Origin of the sequence: Agrobacterium sp. CGMCC 11546, from assembly GCF_013365515.1 — a bacterium.
Lineage (GTDB): Bacteria > Pseudomonadota > Alphaproteobacteria > Rhizobiales > Rhizobiaceae > Agrobacterium > Agrobacterium fabrum.
The window spans coordinates 863,737-883,904 of record NZ_CP047388.1; the positions used below are offsets into that span (position 1 = coordinate 863,737).

Consider the following 20,168-nt stretch of genomic DNA (forward strand, 5'->3'; position numbering starts at 1 on the left):
TTCCTGTCATCATGGGCAGTGTCTGGCAGCAGATAGGCGTGACCATCCGCCATTCGGTAAAGGACACGTTCATGACTTCGATCCTCTCTTCACTGTCTGCTGTGCAGATTTCCAAGCTTTCCACGTCGACGATCGCCGGCCTGACGTCGGAAGACGTAAATGCTCTTGATAGCACCAAGATCAAGGCTCTCTCTTCGTCTCAGATCGCCTCGTTGAGCACGGATAACCTTGCTCTTTTCAGCTCCGAAGACCTCCGCGCCATTTCAGTAACGGCGGTCAAGGGCCTGACGCTCACCCAGATGGCGAAACTGAGCTCCGCCCAGGTCAGCAGCCTGTCTTCGTCCCAGGTCACGGCACTTTATGCCAGCCAGATCGACGCCATGTCGACCGACCAGATCAAGGCGCTTAACTCCTCTCAGGTCGCAGGGCTCAGCTCCGCCCAGGTCGCAACGCTGAGCAGCGACGAACTCGCTCTCTTCACCACCGACGAGATCAAGTCGATCAGCGCCAATGCCATCGCAGGTCTTTCCGCGGCGGCTATCGCCGGTCTCAGCACCGACAATGCAGCCGCACTGACGAAGTCCCAGATCGCCGCCATGTCTTCCACGCAGTTCAACGCGCTCACGTCGGGCAGCCTTGCAACCTTCTCGGCGGACGAAGTCAAGGCGATCAGCAACAAGATCCTCGCTGGCCTCGATGTCACCAAACTCAGCACCGGCAACATCGCAGCCCTCAGCAAGGCACAGGTTTCGGCGCTGTCGACGACACAGTTCGCTGCCATGTCGACCGACCAGATCAAGGCCCTCACATCCGATCAGGTCGCCGGTCTCAGCTCCGCGCAGGTCGCGACGCTCAGCAGCGACGAACTGGCTCTCTTCTCCACCGACGAGATCAAGGCGATCGGCGCCAACGCCGTTGCCGGCCTGTCTGTCGCAGCCCTGGCGGCGCTTACCACCGACAACGCTGCAGCACTGACGAAGACGCAGATCGCGGGTCTGTCTTCGACACAGCTGAATGCCCTGACCTCCGCCAACCTTGCCACCTTCTCTGCAGACGAGATCAAGGCCATCAGCACCAAGGCGCTGGCCGGTCTCGATGTTACCAAGCTCAGCACCGGCAACATCGCCGCGCTGACCAAAACCCAGGCCGCATCGCTGTCCTCAACACAGTTCGCAGCCATGTCGACCGACCAGATCAAGGCCCTCACATCCGAGCAGGTCGCCGGTCTCAGCTCCGCGCAGGTTGCGACGCTCAGCAGCGACGAACTGGCTCTCTTCTCCACCGATGAGATCAGCGCCTTCAGCGCCAATGCGGTCGCTGGCCTTTCCACAGCAGCCCTGGCTGCCCTCACCACCGGCAATGCAACCGCACTGACGAAGACGCAGATCGCTGGTCTGTCTTCGACACAGCTCAATGCCCTGACATCAGGCAGCATCGCCACTTTCTCCGCCGATGAAGTCAAGGCCATCAGCACCAAGGCACTGGCCGGCCTCGATGTGACCAAGCTCAGCACCGGCAACGTCGCAGCCCTCAGCAAGGCACAGGTTTCGGCGCTGTCGACGACACAGTTCGCTGCCATGTCGACCGACCAGATCAAGGCCCTCACCTCCGAACAGGTCGCCGGTCTCAGCTCCGCGCAGGTTGCGACGCTCAGCAGCGACGAACTGGCTCTCTTCTCCACCGACGAGATCAAGGCGATCGGCGCCAACGCCGTTGCCGGCCTGTCTGCCGCAGCCCTGGCGGCGCTTACCACCGACAATGCATCCGCACTGACGAAGACCCAGATCGCGGGCATGTCGTCCACGCAGATCAATGCCCTGACCTCCGCAAACCTTGCCACCTTCTCTGCAGACGAGATCAAGGCGATCACCACCAAGGCTCTCGGCGGTCTCGATGTCACCAAGCTCAGCACCGGCAACATCGCCGCGCTGACCAAAGCGCAGGTTACATCGCTTTCCTCGACGCAGTTTGCAGCCCTGTCGACCGACCAGATCAAGGCTCTCAACTCCGAGCAGGTTTCGGGCCTCAACTCTGCCCAGGTTGCGACACTGAGCAGCGACGAACTGGCTCTCTTCGCCACCGACGAAATCAAGTCGATCGCCGCCAACGCCGTTGCGGGCCTGTCTGCTGCGGCTCTGGCGGCGCTTACCACCGACAATGCATCCGCACTGACGAAGACGCAGATTGCTGGTCTCTCATCCACGCAGCTCAACGCCCTCACCTCCGCAAATCTCGCTACCTTCACGGCAGACGAGATCAAGGCGGTCACCACCAAGGCGCTGGCCGGTCTGGATGTCACCAAGCTCAGCACCGGCAACGTCGCAGCCCTCAGCAAGGCACAGGTTTCGGCGCTGTCGACGACACAGTTCGCTGCCATGTCGACCGACCAGATCAAGGCTCTCACCTCCGACCAGGTTGCCGGCCTCACCTCCGCGCAGGTTGCAACACTGAGCAGCGACGAACTGGCTCTCTTCTCCACCGATGAGATCAAGGCGATCGGCGCTACTGCCGTCTCCGGTCTGTCTGCCGCAGCTCTGGCGGCGCTTACCACCGACAACGCATCCGCACTGACGAAGACCCAGATTGCCGGCATGTCTTCGACGCAGCTCAACGCCTTCAACTCCGCGAACCTCGCCACCTTCACGGCGGACGAAGTCAAGGCGATCACCGCCAAGGCTCTCGGCGGACTTGATGCCACCAAGCTCAGCACCGGCAACATCGCCGCACTCAGCAAGACACAGGCGGCAGCATTGTCCACGACGCAGTTCGCAGCGCTCTCGACAGACCAGATCAAGGCCCTCACATCCGAGCAGGTCGCAGGTCTGAACTCTGCTCAGGTCGCGACGCTCGACAGCACCGAGCTGGCCCTGTTCTCGACAGACGAGATCAAGGCCATTGGCGCCAACGCCATTGCCGGTCTTTCCACTGCGGCCATTGGCGGCCTCAGCAGCGCGCAGGCTGGAGCACTTTCGGCCCAGCAGATGAAGGTCATGAACGATGCCCAGGTCGAGGCGGTCATCAAAGCCTACAAGACAGTATAAGGCTTAAGAACCCAGACAACACACGACGCGGCCAAAAGCCGCGTCGTGGTACGTTTGAAATAACCTTCCAGAATGTTTCAAAAGAGCGATCAGTATCTCTTGGCGAAAATATCCATCGCCGCGCCAACCCTCAAAATCGCTTATTTTTTCAGTGAAATACGCGATAGTTCTATCTACCCATAAACCGCAATCAATACCCTCACCATTGGCAACGATTACATCGTCTTTTCTTTTCGATACTTCATGCGTGAGGGGAACGGCAATTTTGTTAGATCAACCCTTCAATCATCATGATAACGGCGGGATGAAACATCCCCATCCGCAGAACATGTGAGCAATCATCGCTTCGCATGACTGCGCCAGCGCTTCGGAAGCCGCCGTTTAACTAGAGGGTCATTTCACCTCTCCGGGCCAGCGGACGATCCGGGCAGGCAATCCGGCTTTAAACACATCCAGCCACAGGCAAGTTATCTGCGATAGCTAAAGACGGCCCATCAACAGGCTGTTTTATCTTCGACCCTTTGTCGCCTTGCCGCAGGATGTCATGACCGCCAACCACGCCTCTCCTTCAAACGACGCCGCCGCTCCCAGCGCCCTCGATCTCGCGCGGAACCAACGGTTGAGCCTCATGGATCTGCTGAGCGTATCAGAGGCGCTCAATGCCGCCGGCCAGCAGGCCGCTGCGGCAGAGCTTTACAAGACCTGGGTCGCATTCAACGACAATAACCCGACGATCCATCTCGCCTATTTCAACTATGCCGTCATGCTCAACCAGCTGGGCGATCGCGCAGGTGCGGTACAGGCGTTCCGGGCGTGTCTGAAGGCCAATCCGGAATTTGCTCCCGGCCACATCAATCTCGGCCGCGCGCTTGAAGATGCCGGGCTGATTGGCCACGCGGTGGAGCAATGGTCGCATTATGCCGAGGCGACGAAAAATGTCGACGCCGAGACGATCGGCCATCGGCACATGACCCTGCAGAACATGGGCCGGGTTCTCGAAGGCGCCGGCAAGCTCGAAGAGGCCGAAACCGCTTTGCTGCAGGCATTTGAACTGCGGCCAGAACTGCCGGAAGCCGGCCAGCACTGGGCATCGTTGCGACAGCGTCAGTGCAAGTGGCCGATCCTCGCTCCTTCGAACCACATTCCTGCGCGCAAGATGCTCGATGCGATGTCGTCGCTGACGCTGAGCTGTTACGCCGACGACCCGATATTCCAGCTGGCCAAGGCTTATCGCCTCAGCAAAACGCTGATCGGCGCGCGTCCGGACCTCAGCCGTTTTCCGCGAAGATCACCGAAGCAGAAATCCGGCACCGGTCAGCGTCTGCGCGTCGGTTACCTCTCATCGGATCTTCGAGATCACGCCGTCGGCTTCGCCCTTTGCGAAGTTCTGGAACTGCATGACAAGGACAGCCTAGAGGTCTTCGCCTATTATTGCGGCAATGTCCGCAGCACTGACAGCACGCAGGAACGCATCAAGGCCGCAGTCCATTGCTGGAGGGATATTCACGGTGTGGACGATGCCACCGCCGCATCACAGATCATCGCCGACGAGATCGATATATTGATCGACGTGAATGGCTACACCAAGGACGCGCGCGCGAAAATCTTCGCCTATCGTCCTGCACCTGTCATCGTCAGCTTCTGCGGTTACCCCGGATCGATGGGCAGCCCGTTCCATCAATATCTGATCTCTGACGGCTACATGATCCCGCCGGAGAACGAAATCTATTATTCCGAGAAGGTGCTGCGCATCGCCTGCGACCAGCCGCTCGACCGCAAGCGGCCCATCGCCGCCCGGCCGAGCCGTGCCGACGTCGGACTGCCGGAGGATGCCTTCGTTTATGCCAGCTTCAACGGCATGCAGAAGATCACCGAAAACTGCTTCGCACGATGGATGACCATCCTGTCGGAGACGCCCGGCAGCCTGCTATGGCTGCTGACGGGGGATGATGACGTCAATCAACGCCTGCGAGACCTTGCGGAAAAGAGCGGCGTTGCGTCCGAGCGGCTCGTCTTCGCACCGAAGGCCCAGAACCCGCAGCATATTGCCCGCATCGGCCTTGCCGATCTGTTTCTCGACACATTCCCCTATGGCGCGCACTCCACGGCATCGGATGCGATAACCTCAGGCCTGCCCGTCCTCACCATGTCCGGCAAGACCTTCGCCGCCCGCTTCTGCGGCAGCATCGTCACCGCAGCGGGCGTGCCGGAGATGATCTGCTCTTCACCGGAAGATTATGTCGCCCGTGCCATCGGTTTCGAGCGAGACCGCCAAAGCCTTCTGGAGGTCAGGGAATCGATCGCCCGGCAGCGCGAGACGAGCGTCCTGCGGGATATCCCTGCGCTCGCACGGCGTCTGGAAGAACTCTTCTGGCAAATGCAGGGCGAATGCGAGCGCGGCGAGACCCCGGTGCCCGATCTCAGCAATCTCGATATTTATTATGAAGCGGGTGCTGAAGCGCTGCTGGAAAACATCGAGTTCGAGGACGAACAGAGCTACCGCGAGCGCTACCTGAAGAAGCTGAGGCAATGGCACGATTACGCGCCGATCCCTTATGACCGCCGCCTCTGGCAGAACCCGGACAATTGAGCGCCGCATCAAACGGCACCGGCCAGGACAAATGCCATGCGGCACCTCCCGGCAAATCTTGACCGCCCGCGGGGCGATGGATGAACAGGACTGACTTACCAATGATCGCGGACGAAAGAATTGTCATTGTGGGCGCCGGGCTTTCCGGCGCGGTCATTGGCCGCGAGATTGCACTGGCGGGCTATAGGGTGGACATCCTCGATGCCCGCGATCACATTGCCGGCAATTGCTACACCGAACGCGACGACGAAACCGGCGTCATGGTGCATGTTTACGGTCCGCATATTTTCCATACTGACGACAGGGAAGTCTGGGAATACGTCAACAGCTTCCAGACCTTCATGCCCTATAAGAACCGCGTCAAAACGACGAGCAGCGGGCAGGTCTACTCCCTTCCCGTCAATCTGCACACGATCAACCAGTTCTTCGGCAAGAATTTCCGGCCCGATGAAGCGCGGACCTTCATCGAGGACAAGGCCGACAAATCGATCACCGATCCACAGACCTTCGAGGAGCAGGCGCTGCGCTTCGTCGGGCGCGATCTCTATGAGGCTTTCTTCAAGGGATATACCGAAAAGCAATGGGGCTGCTCGCCGACGGAACTGCCGGCCTCCATCCTGAAACGCCTTCCCGTGCGCTTCAATTACGACGACAATTACTTCTTCCACAAATATCAGGGCATGCCGGAAAGCGGTTATACTGACATGATCGAGCGCATCCTCGATCACCCCAATATTACGGTAAAACTCGGCACGCGCTTTGACCGCGCCGAAGCGCCGGCCACCGGACACGTCTTTTACTCCGGTCCGCTCGATGGCTATTTCGATTTCGAATTCGGCCGCCTGGCGTACCGGACGCTCGACTTCGAACGGTTCACCTATGACGGCGACTATCAGGGCTGCGCGGTGATGAATTACGGCGACGTGTCGGTACCCTTTACCCGTATCACCGAACACAAGCATTTTTCGCCATGGGAAGACCATGCCGGCTCCGTCTGCTACCGGGAGTTCTCCCGCGAATGCGGCCCGCAGGACATTCCCTATTATCCGATCCGGCTGGTCGAGGACAAAGAACAGCTCGCCGATTATGTGGCCCGGGCCGAACGGGAGGCATCGGTCACCTTTGTCGGACGGCTCGGGACCTACCGTTATCTCGACATGGATGCGACCATCCGCGAAGCGCTCGACACTGCCCGCCTCTATCTCGCCAGGCGATCAGAGGGCGGTTCCATGCCGGCATTTCTGCATTCACCCGTCTGAGACTTATCGGCCGGCGAGCATGCCGGTGTCCTAGCCTCTGCTGTGCTGAACTCAATATTGCAAAGGGCGATCGGCCGAAGCGCAACTTAAGGTTCAGGCAAGCCCAATTGCGTACTCAACATCTGAAAAATGATGGACCTGAGTAACCGATGCTCTTCCGGGGGCTGGGGGCAGGAAATTCATCTGTCGAGGCTTGGGCTTTAGGATTTTCCAGACATGACGTCGATCATTGCTTCCCTGAATGTCAATCAGATCAGATATCTCTCGACAGAGGCAGTCGCCGCCTGGACAACCGAGGACGTCGCGTCACTCTCCACAACGCAGATCAAGGCGCTCTCATCGGATCAGATCGCAGCATTGGATGTGGAGGATGTCAAAATCCTCAATTCTCAGCAGCTGAGCGCCATTTCACAGGGCGCCATTGTTGGTTTGACGCTGGATCAACTCAACATTCTCGATCAATACGCCATCAAAAGTCTGAGTGCGAGCCAGGTTTCCGCGCTGACGACCACCCAGTTTCATGCCCTGACGACGGACCAGGCAGAAGCCCTGACCTCTTCCCAAGTGCGCGTTCTCAGCTCAGCGCAACTTGCGGCGCTGAGCGCAGAGGATATCGCAACCTTCTCGACCGCTGACATGGCGGCGATCACGGCCAAAGCCATGCCGGGCCTCGGCACGGAGGTGATCGCAGGACTTACCCCGGACCAGATCGCGGCGCTGAACATCAGCGCGATCGCAAGCCTGACGACCGAACAGATCGCGATCCTGAGCCCGCAGCAGGCGGAAGCCCTGACCCCTGCCCAGGTGAGGGTGTTGAGCTCGCTTCAGCTCGCTGCCCTCGGCACAGACGATATCGCCACCTTCTCCGCGGCCGACATCGCCGCTATTACCGGCAAGGCCATAACGGGCCTGAGCACCGAGGCAATCGCGGAACTGACGGCGGATCGCATCGCGGCGCTGAATGCAAGCGCGATTGCCGGCCTGACGACCGAGCAGATCGAGGCCCTGAGTACCGCCCAGATAGCCGCCTTGACGACGGCGCAGATTGCCGCACTCAAAACGACCCATGTCGCGGCCTTGAGCACGAGCCAGGTTGAAGCCCTGTCACCGTTACAGGTACGGTCGCTGACTGCGTCGCAGCTCGCGGTCCTGAGCGCAGAGGACATCGCAACATTCTCCACCGCCGATATTGCCGCGATCACGGGCACAGCCATGCCCCGCCTGGGCACGGAGGCGATCGGCACTCTGACGCTGGATCAGATCGCCGCGCTGACGACGGCCCAGATGAACGCCCTCAGTTCGGCACAGTTCCAGGCCCTGAGCGCTGGTCAGGTCGAGGCCCTGTCGGCCACTCACATTGCCGCCCTGAGCTCCGGCGTGATCGCTAGCCTGACAGCCGATCAGATCGAAGCCTTCAGCACCCGGCAGGTCGAGGCCCTCTCCGCGGCACAGGTGAAGCTGCTGAACTCGGCTCAAATTGCAGCCCTGAGCCCGGATGATATCGCGACATTTTCGACCGCCGATATTGCGGCGATTGCCGGCAAGGCAATATCAGGCCTGAGCACCGGCGCAATCGCCGCGCTGACCACCGCTCAGATCGCCGCCCTGACGACCGGCGCGATCGCCAGTCTGACAGACGACCAGATCGAAGCCCTGAGCACCAGTCAGGTCGCGGCCCTCTCCCCGACACAGGTGAAATCGCTGAGTTCAACGCAACTCGCTGCCCTGAGCGTGGAAGATCTCGCGACCTTCTCGAGTGCCGATCTTGCCGCGATTACCGGTAAGGCCATGTCGGGCTTGAGCACGGATGTCATTGCAGCACTGACCGCCGCTCAGATCGCCGCCTTCGGCGCCAGTGCGATTGCCGGCCTGACGTCCGATCAGGTGGAAGCCTTGAGCGGCAGCCAGGTCAGCCTTTTGTCCGCCACGCAGATCAAGGCGTTGAGTTCAACGCAGGTCGCCGCCTTGGGTAGCGATGTCGCTGCCTTGTCCACCAGCCAGACCGCCGTATTGAGTGCGGCAAGCATCAAGGGCCTGACCCCGGAGCAGATTGCAATCCTGCGCGCCGATCAGGTCTCGGCCTTGACCACGGCCCAGATCGCGGCTCTCAGCTCGGGACAGATAACGGCGATGGGCGCCAGCAACATCGCATCGCTTTCCGTGGCCCAGATCGCGGCCATAAGCACGTCAAGCATGACCGGATTTTCAACCGGCCAGATCGCAGCGCTCAGTACCGAGCAGATTTCCAGGCTGTCGAGCAGGCAGATGGCAATGTTGAGCTCGGCACAAATTGCGGCGCTTGGCACCGAGGCCGTAGCGGCTCTTTCGACAGCACAGATTTCCGGCCTGAGCGCCGCGGGTATTTCTGGGCTGAGCAAGCAGCAAGTGGCGACATTCAGCACCGCCCAGGTTGAAGCCCTGACGAGTGCGCAGATCCTCAACTTCAGTTCCATGCATATTGCCGAACTGGGCACGGAAGATCTGGCAAAATTCACCACCAAGGATATCGCTGCGATCAGTTCAAGTGCGATCGCGGGATTGTCGACGGAGGCAATAGCCTCCCTGACGACCGCTCAGATTGCGGCTCTGAACACGCAAAGCATCAATGCGCTGAGCACCGCACAGATTGCGGCCTTGACGACCGCTCAGGTCGAGGCCTTGACCTCCAACCAGGTCAGTGCACTCACCTCGAAGCAAATCGCGGCCTTGAGCACGGACGACATCGCGACGTTCTCGACCAAGGACATTGCCGCAATCAGTTCGGATGCGATTGCAGGCCTCTCCGCGGAGACCATAGCGTCGCTCGCGACAGGCCAGATCGCCGCACTGAATGTGAGAAGCATCGCGTCGCTCAGCACCGTGCAGATCGTGGCCCTGACAACGGCTCAGGTCGAGGCATTGACCACTGTTCAGGTCGGCGCGCTCAGTTCTACGCAGCTCGCCGTCCTGAGCACGGACGATATCGCAACCTTCTCGACGAGGGACATGGCCGCGCTCGGTTCAAGTGCGATCGCCGGCCTATCGAAGGACACCGTAGCGTCGCTGACGACAGCCCAGATCGGCGCGCTGAGCATGGCCGGCATCAGCGGGCTGAGCACGGGGCAGATCGCCGCATTGACGGGTGATCAGCTCAACGTCCTCACCAATACCCAGATCGCCGCCCTCACCTCCAAGCAGGTTGCGGCATTTGATGTGAGCGACATCACGGCACTGTCGACAGGCCAGATCGCCGCCCTCAGCGCGGCGGGTGCGGCAGGTCTCACCACCGATCAGATCGCCGCCCTGAGTACCGATCAGGTCGGGGCGATGACCAGCGGCCAGATCGCGGCTCTCAGCGCAAAACAGATCGCCGCTCTCGGCACCGACGATATTGCGACTTTCTCGACCGGGGACATCGCCGCGCTCAGTTCGAATGCGGTTGCGGGCCTTTCAAGGGACACCGTGGCATCGCTGACGACAGCCCAGATCGGTGCGCTGAGCATGGCCGGCATCAGCGGGCTGAGCACGGGGCAGATCGCAGGCCTGACAAGCGAACAGGTCAACGTCCTCACCAATGCCCAGATCAGCGCCCTCACCTCAAAGCAGGTTGCGGCACTTGAGATGACCGATATCGCCTCGCTTTCAGCGGCACAGATAGCCGCTATCGGCGCCGCAGGCGTGGCAGGCCTCACCACGGATCAGATCGCCGCCTTGAGTATCAGCCAGGTCGAGGCCCTGACCAGTGCCCAGATCGCGGCCCTGAATTCGAAACAGATTGCGGCTCTCAGCGCAGACGATCTGGCTATCTTCACCACCGCGGAAATGGCCGCGATCGGTTCTGCTGCGATCTCCGGCCTGCCGGCATCGACCATCGCATCCCTGACGACGGCGCAGATCGCGGCCCTCGGCGCGGCGGCCGTATCGGGACTCACCACCGACCAGATCGCCGCCCTCGGCACCGGCCAGGTGGACGCCCTCACCAATGCGCAGATCGGCGCCCTCACCTCCAAACAGGTGACGGCACTCAGCGTTTCCGGCATCGGCTCGCTTTCATCAGCCCAGATCGCCGCTCTCAGCACAGCGGGCGTGGCGGGCCTCACCACGGATCAGATCGCCGCCTTAAGCACTAGTCAGGTCGAGGCCCTGACCAGTGCCCAGATCGCGGCCCTGAGTTCGAAACAGATTGCGGCCCTCGGTGCCGATGATCTTGATATCTTCACCACCGCCGAAATCGCCTCGATCGGCTCCAGTGCGGTCGCGGGCCTGTCGGCGTCGACCATTGCATCCCTGACGACGGCGCAGATCGCGGCCCTCGGAACCGCGGCCGTATCGGGCCTTACCACCGACCAGATTGTGGCCCTTGGCACCGGCCAGTTGAACGGCCTCACCAGCGCACAAATTGGCGCCCTCACCTCCAGACAGGTTGCAGCCCTCAGCGCGACCGGCATTGCCGCGCTGACGAAAGGCCAGATCGCCGCTCTCGACGCCAAGGCTGTCGCGGGCCTTGGCAGCGTGCAGGCAGGCGCGCTGAGCGTCGAACAGGTCGAAGCCCTGTCCACCCGTCAGATTGCGGCGTTGACTTCGGATGCACTTCAGGGACTGTCTACCGACATGCTCGAGACCTTCTCGCCGGATGAACTCGCGGCGATTGGCGCGGGCGCGATAAAGGGGCTGTCCACGAACTTTATCGCCGCGCTTTCCACGGCAGAGGTTGCCGCCCTGAGTACCGCAGGCGTCTCCGGATTGACCAGCGAGCAGGTCGATGCCCTTGGTAAGGACAGGATCGAAGCCCTGTCCACCAGCCAGATCGCCGCATTGAGCTCATCCGGGCTGGCCGGGCTGACATTGGAGGATATGGGAACATTCTCCAGCGGCGAACTTGCTGCAATCAGTTCAACGGCCATCAGGGGCTTGTCCAACAGCGTCGTCGCTTCCCTGTCTTCAGAGTCAATCGCCGCACTGACGACAGGCCAGGTGGCGTCGCTGAGCTATGGCCAGGTGGCGGCAATGGATGCTGCACAAATCGGCGCATTGTCGACATCCCAGGTCAGCGCCCTCAGCGCAAGGCAGGCGGCCGCGCTTGGTGCAGACGACCTCACGACATTTTCCGCCGAACAGATCATCAGCTTGAGTTCAAGCGCGATCCCGGGATTGAGCACCAGCACACTTGCAGGCCTCACGACTTCCCAGGCCGCAGCCTTCACGCCCGGCCAGATCGCGGCCATGACATCGGCTCAGGTTACCGCGTTGAACAGCAGCAAGCCGGCGAACAGCTCCGTGCAGGAAATCGCTTCCTTCCTCTCGACCCCCGCGGTGACGTCTTCGGCGCAAGATAATACGGGCAATACCAGCGGATCGGGCGGCACGTCGACCACGGCGCGGGACTCGTCCGACGTCGCCTCAGCCATCCTGTCTTATCTTGATGTCTGAGCGGTCCTTTTCCCAGATACGGCGGACGGGATTGTTCGCGAAATGCTAAAAAAGGAAACGGGCGTCACCGCAAGGGACGCCCGTCAATGCGACCAACTTTGAGAACGATCAGCGTCCGTGCTGTTTGCGCCACGCGGCAAAGGCGACCTGATGTTCTTCCTTGGTGCAGGGATAAAGCCCGATGATCGTTTGGCCCGCCTTGACCTGTTCCACCACGAAATCCTCGTAAGCCGTCATTTCCACCGCTTCCGTCGCCACTTCATCGGCAATGCCGGCGGGGATGACGATGACGCAATCCGCATCGCCGACGATAATGTCACCTGGGAAAACCGGCGCGTCGCCACAGCCGATCGGGCCGTTGATCTCGATCGCCTCGTGTTTGGTGAGGTTGGTCGGGCTGGAAGGCCGGGTGTGGTAGGCCGGAATATCCAGCTCGGCAATCGTGGCCGCATCGCGAAAACCGCCATCGGAAACGATGCCCGCACCGCCGCGCACCATCAGGCGCGTCACCAGAATATCGCCGGCCGAGGCGGCAGAGGCATCCTTGCGGCTGTCCATGACAAGCACATGGCCGGGCGGGCAGGTTTCGATGGCGACGCGCTGGGGATGGGCGGGATTGCGGAATTCCACCAGCTGGTTGCGATCCTCGCGGGCCGGCATGTAACGCAGGGTAAAGGCCGGGCCAACCATATTCTTGCCCTTGTAACCCAGCGGGCGCACGCCCTGGATGACCTGGTTGCGCAGGCCGCGCTTGTAAAGCGCCGTCGCCAGCGTGGCGACGGAAATCGTCAACAGTTTTTCGCGCGTTTCATTGTTCATGTCTGGCTCCTCGCAATGGCCGAATAATGTGTTTCAAGTCCTGTGAATGGGCTCGTCGATAAAGATGCCGCCCTGATATTTCGCGATCGCGGCCTCCGGGTCGGGGCGCGGCACATCGCGTTCGATTTCCGCCAGGTAGCGTGCGGCATTGTCGCACCGTTGCCAGCCGAGAAAATCGACATGGGAATTGTCCCACCAGCTGTCGTCATTGGCCGAAACACCCCAGATGACCGGGCATCCAAGCTTCGGCACGCGGAATGTGGCCTCGATCAGCGAGACGAAATCCCCGTAGCTGAGCCAGGTGGACAACATCCGCCAGTTGGAGGGTTTTTCTTCGCAGGAGCCGATGCGGACAATCGCCGTCTCCTGGCCGAATTTGGAATGGTAGAGGCTCGCCATCGCCTCGCCGAAAATCTTCGAGACGCCATAAAGACCGTCCGGCAGAAAGGGCGTCTCAGGGGCAAGCTGCTGACCCTGCGGATAATAACCGATCGTGTGGTTGCTGGAGGCGAACAGAATGCGCGGCATGCCGTTCAGCCGTGCCGCCTCATAGAGATTGTATACCCCACGCAGATTGGCGGCCTCTATCGGGTCAAACGCCCTCTCGACGGAAACGCCGCCGAGATGGACGATGCCGTCGCAACCCTTGACGAGATCGTGCACCGCCTGCTCGTCTTCGAGCGCGCAGGAAACGAGTTCCTCGTGAGCTGCCGGCGTACCGAGGTCAACAACGTCGGAAAGGCGGATGGTCTCGGCGACATGGCCAAGCCGTGCCCGCAGCATGCTGCCCAGCTTGCCGCCGGCACCGGTGATGAGCAATCGCTTCAACATGTCTCGTCCTTAGAAAATATCGGGCTCGCCGGCAGTGCGGCCGAAATCCGTCTGCAGGAAGTCGAAGTCGCAGCCTTGATCGGCCTGGGTGACGTGCTTGGAGAAAAGATAACCGTAACCGCGTTCATACCGTGGTGCCGGCGCCTGCCAGGCCGCGCGGCGACGAGCGATTTCCTCTTCGCTGACCAGCATGTCGAGGCGACGCTGAGGCAGGTCGAGGCGTACGATATCGCCGGTTTTCAGGAGCGCCAGCGGGCCGCCGACGAAGCTTTCCGGCGCAACGTGAAGCACGCAGGCACCGTAGGACGTGCCGGACATGCGGGCATCGGAAATACGAAGCATATCGCGATGACCCTTTTTGATCAGCGCCTTTGGGATAGGCAACATGCCCCATTCCGGAAAGCCCGGACCGCCGAGCGGACCGGCATTACGCAGCACTAGCACATGGTCGGGCGTTACATCGAGATTCTCATCGTCAATGGCGGCTTTCATCTCGGGGTAGCTGTCAAACACCAGCGCCGGGCCCTGATGCACATGCAGTTTTGGATCGCAGGCCGCTGGCTTGATGACGGCGCCGTCAGGGCAGAGATTGCCACGCAGCACCGCAAGCGATCCTTCCGCATAAACAGGATTATCGAGCGAGCGGATGACGTCGTCATTATAGACCTTCGCACCTTCGAGATTTTCGCCCATGCTGCGGCCGGTCACGGTCAGTACGGAACAGTCGAGACGACTTTCCAGCTGCTTCATCAGCGCCCTCAGACCGCCGGCGTAAAAGAAGTCCTGCATCAGATAGTCCTTGCCGGAGGGGCGGACATTGGCGATGAGCGGCGTAACGCGGCCAAGTTCGTCCAGTTCATCCAGCGTCATCGGTACACCGGCGCGGCGCGCCATGGCGATGAGGTGGACGACGGCATTGGTGGAACAACCCGTCGCCATCGCGACGATGGCCGCGTTGCGGAAAGCTGCCGCCGTCAGGATATGGTCCGGTGTCAGATCTTCCGAAACCATCTCGACAATGCGGCGGCCACAGGCCGCGGACATGCGCTGATGCTCGGAATCCACCGCCGGAATTGAAGAGGCGCCGGGCAGTGTAATGCCAAGTGCGTCGGCAATGGCCGTCATGGTCGAGGCCGTGCCCATTGTCATGCAGACACCGGCAGAGCGGGCGATGCCGCCCTGCACGCCACGCCATTCCTCGTCCGTGACATTGCCTGCGCGGCGCTCATCCCAATATTTCCAGGCGTCCGAACCCGAGCCCAGAACCTTGCCGGCATAATTTCCGCTCAGCATCGGGCCGGCGGGCAGATAGATCATCGGCACACCGGCTGAGATCGCACCCATGACGAGGCCCGGCGTCGTCTTGTCGCAACCGCCCATCAGCACTACGCCGTCAAGCGGATGCGAGCGGATCATTTCCTCCGTCTCCATCGCCAGCATGTTGCGGTAAAGCATCGATGTCGGCTTGGTGAAGCTCTCGTCCACCGAGAGCGACGGCATTTCGACCGGGAAACCGCCCGCCTGCAACACGCCGCGTTTCACATCCTTCACCCGTTCAGGGAAATGCGAATGACAGGTGTTCAGCTCTGACCAGGTGTTGAGGATACCGATGACGGGTTTGCCGACAAAATCCTCCTCCGCATAACCAAGCTGCATCATGCGCGAGCGGTGGCCGAAGCTGCGCAGGTCGTCAGGTGCGAACCAGCGGTCGGAGCGGAGTTTTTTATCGGTCATGTCAATGGTCCTGCGTTGCGGGTTGCGCCTGAGGCTGTCAGTCCTGCCGGAGCGTCAGCCCGCTCGTCGTATCGAAGAGATGGATGTGTTCCAGCGGCGCCGACAGGCGGATGACTTCGTCCGCCGATGTCGAGGTCTGGCCGGAAAGATGCAGCGTCACCCGGGTGCCATCACCCAGAGTGCCGTAAAGATAGGATTCACCGCCCAGCTGTTCGGCGGTGCGCACCGACATGGTCAGTGCACCTTCGCCACCCGCCTGCACATGGTTCGGACGGATGCCGAGCGTCACTTTCTGACCGGGCTTATAGGCAAAACCGGTCTGCGGCAGGGGGATCAGTTCGCCGGTGGCGATCTTCAGGGACGGCGTTGCATCCGACGTTACTTCGCCGGCAAAGAAGTTCATCTTCGGCGAGCCGATGAAGCCGGCCACAAAGAGATTGGCCGGGCGGTTATAAAGATCGAGCGGCACACCGAACTGTTCGAGCTTGCCGGCGCGCAGAACGGCGATCTTGTCAGCCATGGTCATGGCCTCCACCTGATCATGCGTCACATAGATCATGGTATTGCCGAGCCGCCGGTGCAGGCTGGAAATCTCGCCGCGCATATCGACGCGCAGCTCCGCATCAAGGTTGGAAAGCGGCTCGTCAAAGAGGAATACGCGCGGCTCGCGCACCACGGCCCGGCCGATGGCGACGCGCTGGCGCTGACCACCCGACAGGTCCTTCGGGCGACGCTCCAGCAGTTGGTCGATCTGCAGCATCTTGGCGACCTGGGTGACCTTCTCGGCGATGTCCTTCTTGGGGGTGCCGATATTCTCAAGTCCGAAGGAGAGGTTTTCGCGCACGGTCATATGCGGGTAAAGGGCATAGGACTGGAAAACCATGGCAAGGCCGCGGTCCGCGGCCGGCACCGTGTTGACCACGTCGCCGCCGATGACGATATCGCCGCCGCTCAGTTCCTCGAGGCCCGAGATCATCCGCAGCAGGGTCGACTTGCCGCAGCCGGAAGGGCCGACGAAGACGCAGAATTCGCCGTGCTTGATATCGAGATCGACACCCTTGATCACATCGAGGGCACCATATGTCTTTTTGACCTGACGAAGCTGAATACTTGCCATTGTCGTATTTCCTCCCTGAGGATTATTTGCCGCCAGTCGATGCAATGCCGGTGGCGATGTATTTTTGCAGGAACATGAAGACCAGCGCGATCGGGGCGAGTGTCAGCACCGTCATGGCCAGAAGGTTGCTCCATTCCGTCGTCATCTCCCCCTGGAAGGAATTGAGCGCCAGCTGCAGGGTGAAGTTGTCGTTGCGGGTCAGCACGATCAGTGGCCAGAGGAAATCGTTCCAGCGCCACATGATCGCGAGGATCGCCAGAACAGCAAGCGCCGGGGCCGAGAGCGGCAGGATGATCCGCCAGTAAATCTTCCACTCGCTGGCCTTGTCCATGCGTGCCGCATCGAGGATTTCATCCGGGATCGTCAGCATATATTGCCGGAGCAGGAAGACGCCGGTCGGTGTCGCAGCGCCCGGAATGATGACGCCCCAGAGACTGTTGATCAGACCGAGCTGGCTGGTGATGAGAAACAGCGGCACGAGCACCACGGTCTGCGGGATCATCAATGTGCCGACGACCAGCGCCAGCACCACACCCCTGCCCTTGAACTCGTATTTCGAGAGCGCGAAGGCCGCCATGGAATTGACGATCAGCATGATGAGGGTGGAGGTCACCGTGATGAAGGTCGAGTTCCAGAAATAAAGCGGGAAATTGAAACGCTGGAAAAGCTCGGTGTAGTTTTCCGTCGCAAGCGCCACTTTTTCGGCCGGCTTCAGCTCGTTGAACTGCATTTTCAGCACTTCCGCGGGCTTGGCGGGATCGACAACCTGGGCCACGAGGCCGATGCGTCTGATCATGCCGAACGTGCGACCGTCCTTGTCGACATAGGCCGGCAGCGGCGCCGCCTGCCCATCCACAACAACGGTTTCCTGGCTATAGGGCAAAAGGCGCGGCGGGAAGCGCTGGAGATCGGCTTCCGTCTTGAACGAAGAGAGCACGAGCCAGACGACGGGACCGAACATCATCAGCACGGCCACGCCAAGATAGGCGTAGGACAGCCAGTCGGTCCAGTGCAGCTTGCCGTTGCGGCCGCGGGTACGGGTCAGAAATGCGCCAATCCTAGCCATCGACCTTGCTCCTGTTTGCCCGGAATTGCAGGGCGGTCAGCACCACGAGCACCACGGCGAGCAGCAGCGAAGCGGCAGCCGCAAGGCCGAAATTGCGGGGCGTCCCGGCAAAGCCGGTCTGATAGATGAACTGAATAATGAAGGTGGTCGCCGAACCCGGGCCGCCACCCGTGAAGGCAAAGACTTCATCGAAGGTCTGCACGCCCTTGATGAGCGACAGGACGAGAACGACGAGCATGGTGGGAGCGAGCAGCGGCAGGGTGATGCGCCGGAAGATACGCCACGGGCTTGCCTTGTCGAGCTGCGCCGCCTCGTAGACATCGCGCGGGATCGCCTGCAGGCCGGCGAGAAGAATGAGCGTATAGAAGCCCATATGCGCCCAGACCGACAGGAAGACGGACCAGCCGAAGGCAAGATTGGCTTCAAGCAGCCAGTCCACCGAACCGAGGCCGAGCCCCTCCATCGCCGCGTTGAGAACGCCGAAACGCTGGAGAATCCACTTCCAGATCAGCGCGACCACGACGGGCGAGAGCAGAACCGGGAAGAAGAACACCGCACGGAAAAAGCCGCGCGCGCGGATATCGCGGTTGAGCACGACGGCCGTGATCAGCGAAAAGCCGACCATGAAACCCACCTGCAGCACAACGAAAAACAGCGTGTTCCAGACAGAGCGCCAGAACAGGTCGCGCTGACAGGAATTGGGATCGAGGTAATTCTGACAGGAGAGAAGGACCGAAAAGTTTTCGCCGCCCACGGAAGGGCGCTCCGAAAGCAAGATGTGTTCGCTGCCGGTCACGGAATAGGCCATGTTCAGCGCGATAGGCAGAAAGGCGAAGACCGCGAACAGGATCAGGTTGGGCGTCAGAAACACCCAGGCGATCCGCCGGTGGCCGAGAACCTTCTGCAGGAAGGCAAAGGGCAATTCGACGATGCCCATGACGGGCGCAAGAAATTTATACATGAGGGTCCTCCTTCGATCCGGCGCGGCGCGGCATGCGCCACGCCGGAAGGCGATGGATCACTTCGCCTGTTTCAACGCTTCCTCAAGGTCCGTCTTCGCGCGGGCCATGGCTTCATCAACGGTGCTTTCACCGACGATGGCCTGCGTGATGCGCTGGACGGAGATGTTGAACATGGCGCGGTTGTTCTTGTAGCCCTGATAGGCATAGGCAATCGGGCTGAGGCTCGGGATCTGGTCCAGCCAGGCATTCATGGCCTTCTGCGTCGCAGGCGTTGCGCCGGTATAGGTCACGCCCTTGTCGGCCACGGACTTGTTGGCGGGAACGTTGCGGGTGCGAACCGTAAAGTCGAGATAGTTCTCGCCCTGCGCCATGAAGTTCAGGATATCGGCAACGATCTTCGGGTTCTTGGTCTGCTTGAAGCCAACGATGCCGGTACCACCAGGCATGCCGGTGCAGGCAGCGCCACCGCAGGGCTGCGGCACGACTTCCCAGTCGAACGCATCGCCCACCTGGCTGTCGAACCGCGCGGTCTGCCAGCTGCCGGAATAATAATAGACCAGCTGGCCGTTGATGAATTCCTGCGCGGCGTCGCGATAGGTATTGCCGCCCTGCCCGGCCCAGACGTCACGCGCCATGGTGCCGTCCTTGTTCCACTCCACGAATTTCTTCACGAAAGTGGTGAAGCCTTCATCGACCAGGATCGGCTTGCCGTCGGCATCGAAAATCTTCGCGCCATAAGAGATGGCCGGGCCGGCAATGCGGTGACCGGAGCGGTCGATTGCCATCGGATAAGGCGTGCCGGTCGCCTTGGCCACGGCATTGGCAGCTTTTGCCCAATCGTCCAGCGTCGCATCCTTGCCGGGGACGGCCACATTGGCCTGATCGAACAGGGTGCGGTTGATAAAGGCACCGGTGATGGTGAGCTGGGTATGCATGCCGTAAATGCCCTTGTCGTCAGGGCCGCTGCGGTACCATTTCAGCACGTTCGAGAAATTGTCTTCCCAATATTTCGCGTCCACATAGGGCGTGAGATCGAGATAATAGCGGTTGAGACCACCAAGGTCGGTCACCGTCGCGAAATCCGGGCCGCTGCCGCCGGCGAGCTGAACGGGCAGGCCCTCCAGCAGCGCCTTGTAGGGCACGACGTCGGTGACGATCTTGACGTCCGGATGCTGCTTTTCGTAACGCGCGAGAATGTCCTTGAGGATTTCGCAGCCGTTTCCGTCATAAGCGCAGGTAAAGCGCACTTCCTGGGCCGCCTGAGCGACGCCTGCAAAGGACGCCGCGCCCAGGGCGAGCGCCAGTGCCATGCTGTATTTTCTGGTCATCTGGTTTCCTCC

At 60.8% G+C, this 20,168-nt stretch carries 11 protein-coding genes; 4 read left to right on the forward strand and 7 right to left on the reverse strand.

What is annotated here, in order from left to right; genetic code table 11:
* Positions 1-71 precede the first annotated feature (71 nt).
* The 4 genes from GSF67_RS18780 to GSF67_RS18795 all read left to right on the forward strand — a co-directional run bounded on the left by GSF67_RS18780 (position 72) and on the right by GSF67_RS18795 (position 12,299).
* Positions 72-3,041, forward strand: a complete 2,970-nt coding sequence (locus GSF67_RS18780; RefSeq protein ID WP_035215776.1) for an S-layer family protein — start codon at positions 72-74, stop codon at positions 3,039-3,041.
* A gap of 544 nt (positions 3,042-3,585) precedes the next feature.
* Entirely contained in the window at positions 3,586-5,631 is a 2,046-nt protein-coding gene (locus tag GSF67_RS18785) for a hypothetical protein (protein WP_006313673.1), read from the forward strand.
* 101 nt (positions 5,632-5,732) lie between these two features.
* Positions 5,733-6,890, forward strand: a complete 1,158-nt coding sequence (glf, locus tag GSF67_RS18790; protein WP_006313667.1) for a UDP-galactopyranose mutase — start codon at positions 5,733-5,735, stop codon at positions 6,888-6,890.
* Between the two features lie 216 nt (positions 6,891-7,106).
* A complete protein-coding gene (locus GSF67_RS18795) occupies positions 7,107-12,299 on the forward strand; it encodes an S-layer family protein (RefSeq protein WP_006313666.1) in 5,193 nt (1,730 codons plus the stop codon).
* 108 nt (positions 12,300-12,407) lie between these two features.
* Here GSF67_RS18795 and GSF67_RS18800 read toward each other — a convergent pair whose 3' ends face one another.
* Genes GSF67_RS18800 through GSF67_RS18830 form a run of 7 tightly spaced genes read right to left on the reverse strand, consistent with a single transcriptional unit; the run spans position 12,408 to position 20,156 of the window.
* Entirely contained in the window at positions 12,408-13,118 is a 711-nt protein-coding gene (locus GSF67_RS18800; RefSeq protein WP_006313665.1) for a ribonuclease activity regulator RraA, read from the reverse strand.
* A 33-nt stretch (positions 13,119-13,151) separates the two neighbouring features.
* Complete coding sequence (locus tag GSF67_RS18805) at positions 13,152-13,949, reverse strand: NAD(P)-dependent oxidoreductase (RefSeq protein WP_006313664.1); 798 nt, start codon at positions 13,947-13,949, stop codon at positions 13,152-13,154.
* Between the two features lie 9 nt (positions 13,950-13,958).
* A complete protein-coding gene (gene araD / locus GSF67_RS18810) occupies positions 13,959-15,683 on the reverse strand; it encodes an L-arabinonate dehydratase (RefSeq protein ID WP_006313663.1) in 1,725 nt (574 codons plus the stop codon).
* Positions 15,684-15,720: 37 nt separating this feature from the next.
* Positions 15,721-16,800: an ABC transporter ATP-binding protein gene (locus GSF67_RS18815; RefSeq protein WP_006313662.1), complete on the reverse strand. Its 1,080-nt coding sequence runs from the start codon at positions 16,798-16,800 to the stop codon at positions 15,721-15,723.
* 22 nt (positions 16,801-16,822) lie between these two features.
* On the reverse strand, positions 16,823-17,866 hold the full coding sequence (locus GSF67_RS18820) for a carbohydrate ABC transporter permease (RefSeq protein ID WP_006313661.1): 1,044 nt from the start codon (positions 17,864-17,866) through the stop codon (positions 16,823-16,825).
* Positions 17,859-18,827, reverse strand: a complete 969-nt coding sequence (locus tag GSF67_RS18825) for a carbohydrate ABC transporter permease (RefSeq protein WP_006313660.1) — start codon at positions 18,825-18,827, stop codon at positions 17,859-17,861. The genes GSF67_RS18820 and GSF67_RS18825 overlap by 8 nt, the downstream gene beginning before the upstream one ends.
* 57 nt (positions 18,828-18,884) lie before the next feature.
* Entirely contained in the window at positions 18,885-20,156 is a 1,272-nt protein-coding gene (locus GSF67_RS18830; protein WP_006313659.1) for an ABC transporter substrate-binding protein, read from the reverse strand.
* Positions 20,157-20,168: the final 12 nt, after the last annotated feature.

What these genes read in the sequence shown, in the direction of transcription:
- GSF67_RS18795 (WP_006313666.1), top strand. Translation starts at nt 7,107, where the DNA reads ATGACGTCGATCATTGCTTCCCTGAATGTCAATCAGATCAGATATCTC.
- glf (WP_006313667.1), top strand. Translation starts at nt 5,733, where the DNA reads ATGATCGCGGACGAAAGAATTGTCATTGTGGGCGCCGGGCTTTCCGGC.
- GSF67_RS18830 (WP_006313659.1), bottom strand. Translation starts at nt 20,156, where the DNA reads ATGACCAGAAAATACAGCATGGCACTGGCGCTCGCCCTGGGCGCGGCG.
- araD (WP_006313663.1), bottom strand. Translation starts at nt 15,683, where the DNA reads ATGACCGATAAAAAACTCCGCTCCGACCGCTGGTTCGCACCTGACGAC.
- GSF67_RS18780 (WP_035215776.1), top strand. Translation starts at nt 72, where the DNA reads ATGACTTCGATCCTCTCTTCACTGTCTGCTGTGCAGATTTCCAAGCTT.
- GSF67_RS18805 (WP_006313664.1), bottom strand. Translation starts at nt 13,949, where the DNA reads ATGTTGAAGCGATTGCTCATCACCGGTGCCGGCGGCAAGCTGGGCAGC.
- GSF67_RS18800 (WP_006313665.1), bottom strand. Translation starts at nt 13,118, where the DNA reads ATGAACAATGAAACGCGCGAAAAACTGTTGACGATTTCCGTCGCCACG.
- GSF67_RS18785 (WP_006313673.1), top strand. Translation starts at nt 3,586, where the DNA reads ATGACCGCCAACCACGCCTCTCCTTCAAACGACGCCGCCGCTCCCAGC.
- GSF67_RS18820 (WP_006313661.1), bottom strand. Translation starts at nt 17,866, where the DNA reads ATGGCTAGGATTGGCGCATTTCTGACCCGTACCCGCGGCCGCAACGGC.
- GSF67_RS18825 (WP_006313660.1), bottom strand. Translation starts at nt 18,827, where the DNA reads ATGTATAAATTTCTTGCGCCCGTCATGGGCATCGTCGAATTGCCCTTT.
- GSF67_RS18815 (WP_006313662.1), bottom strand. Translation starts at nt 16,800, where the DNA reads ATGGCAAGTATTCAGCTTCGTCAGGTCAAAAAGACATATGGTGCCCTC.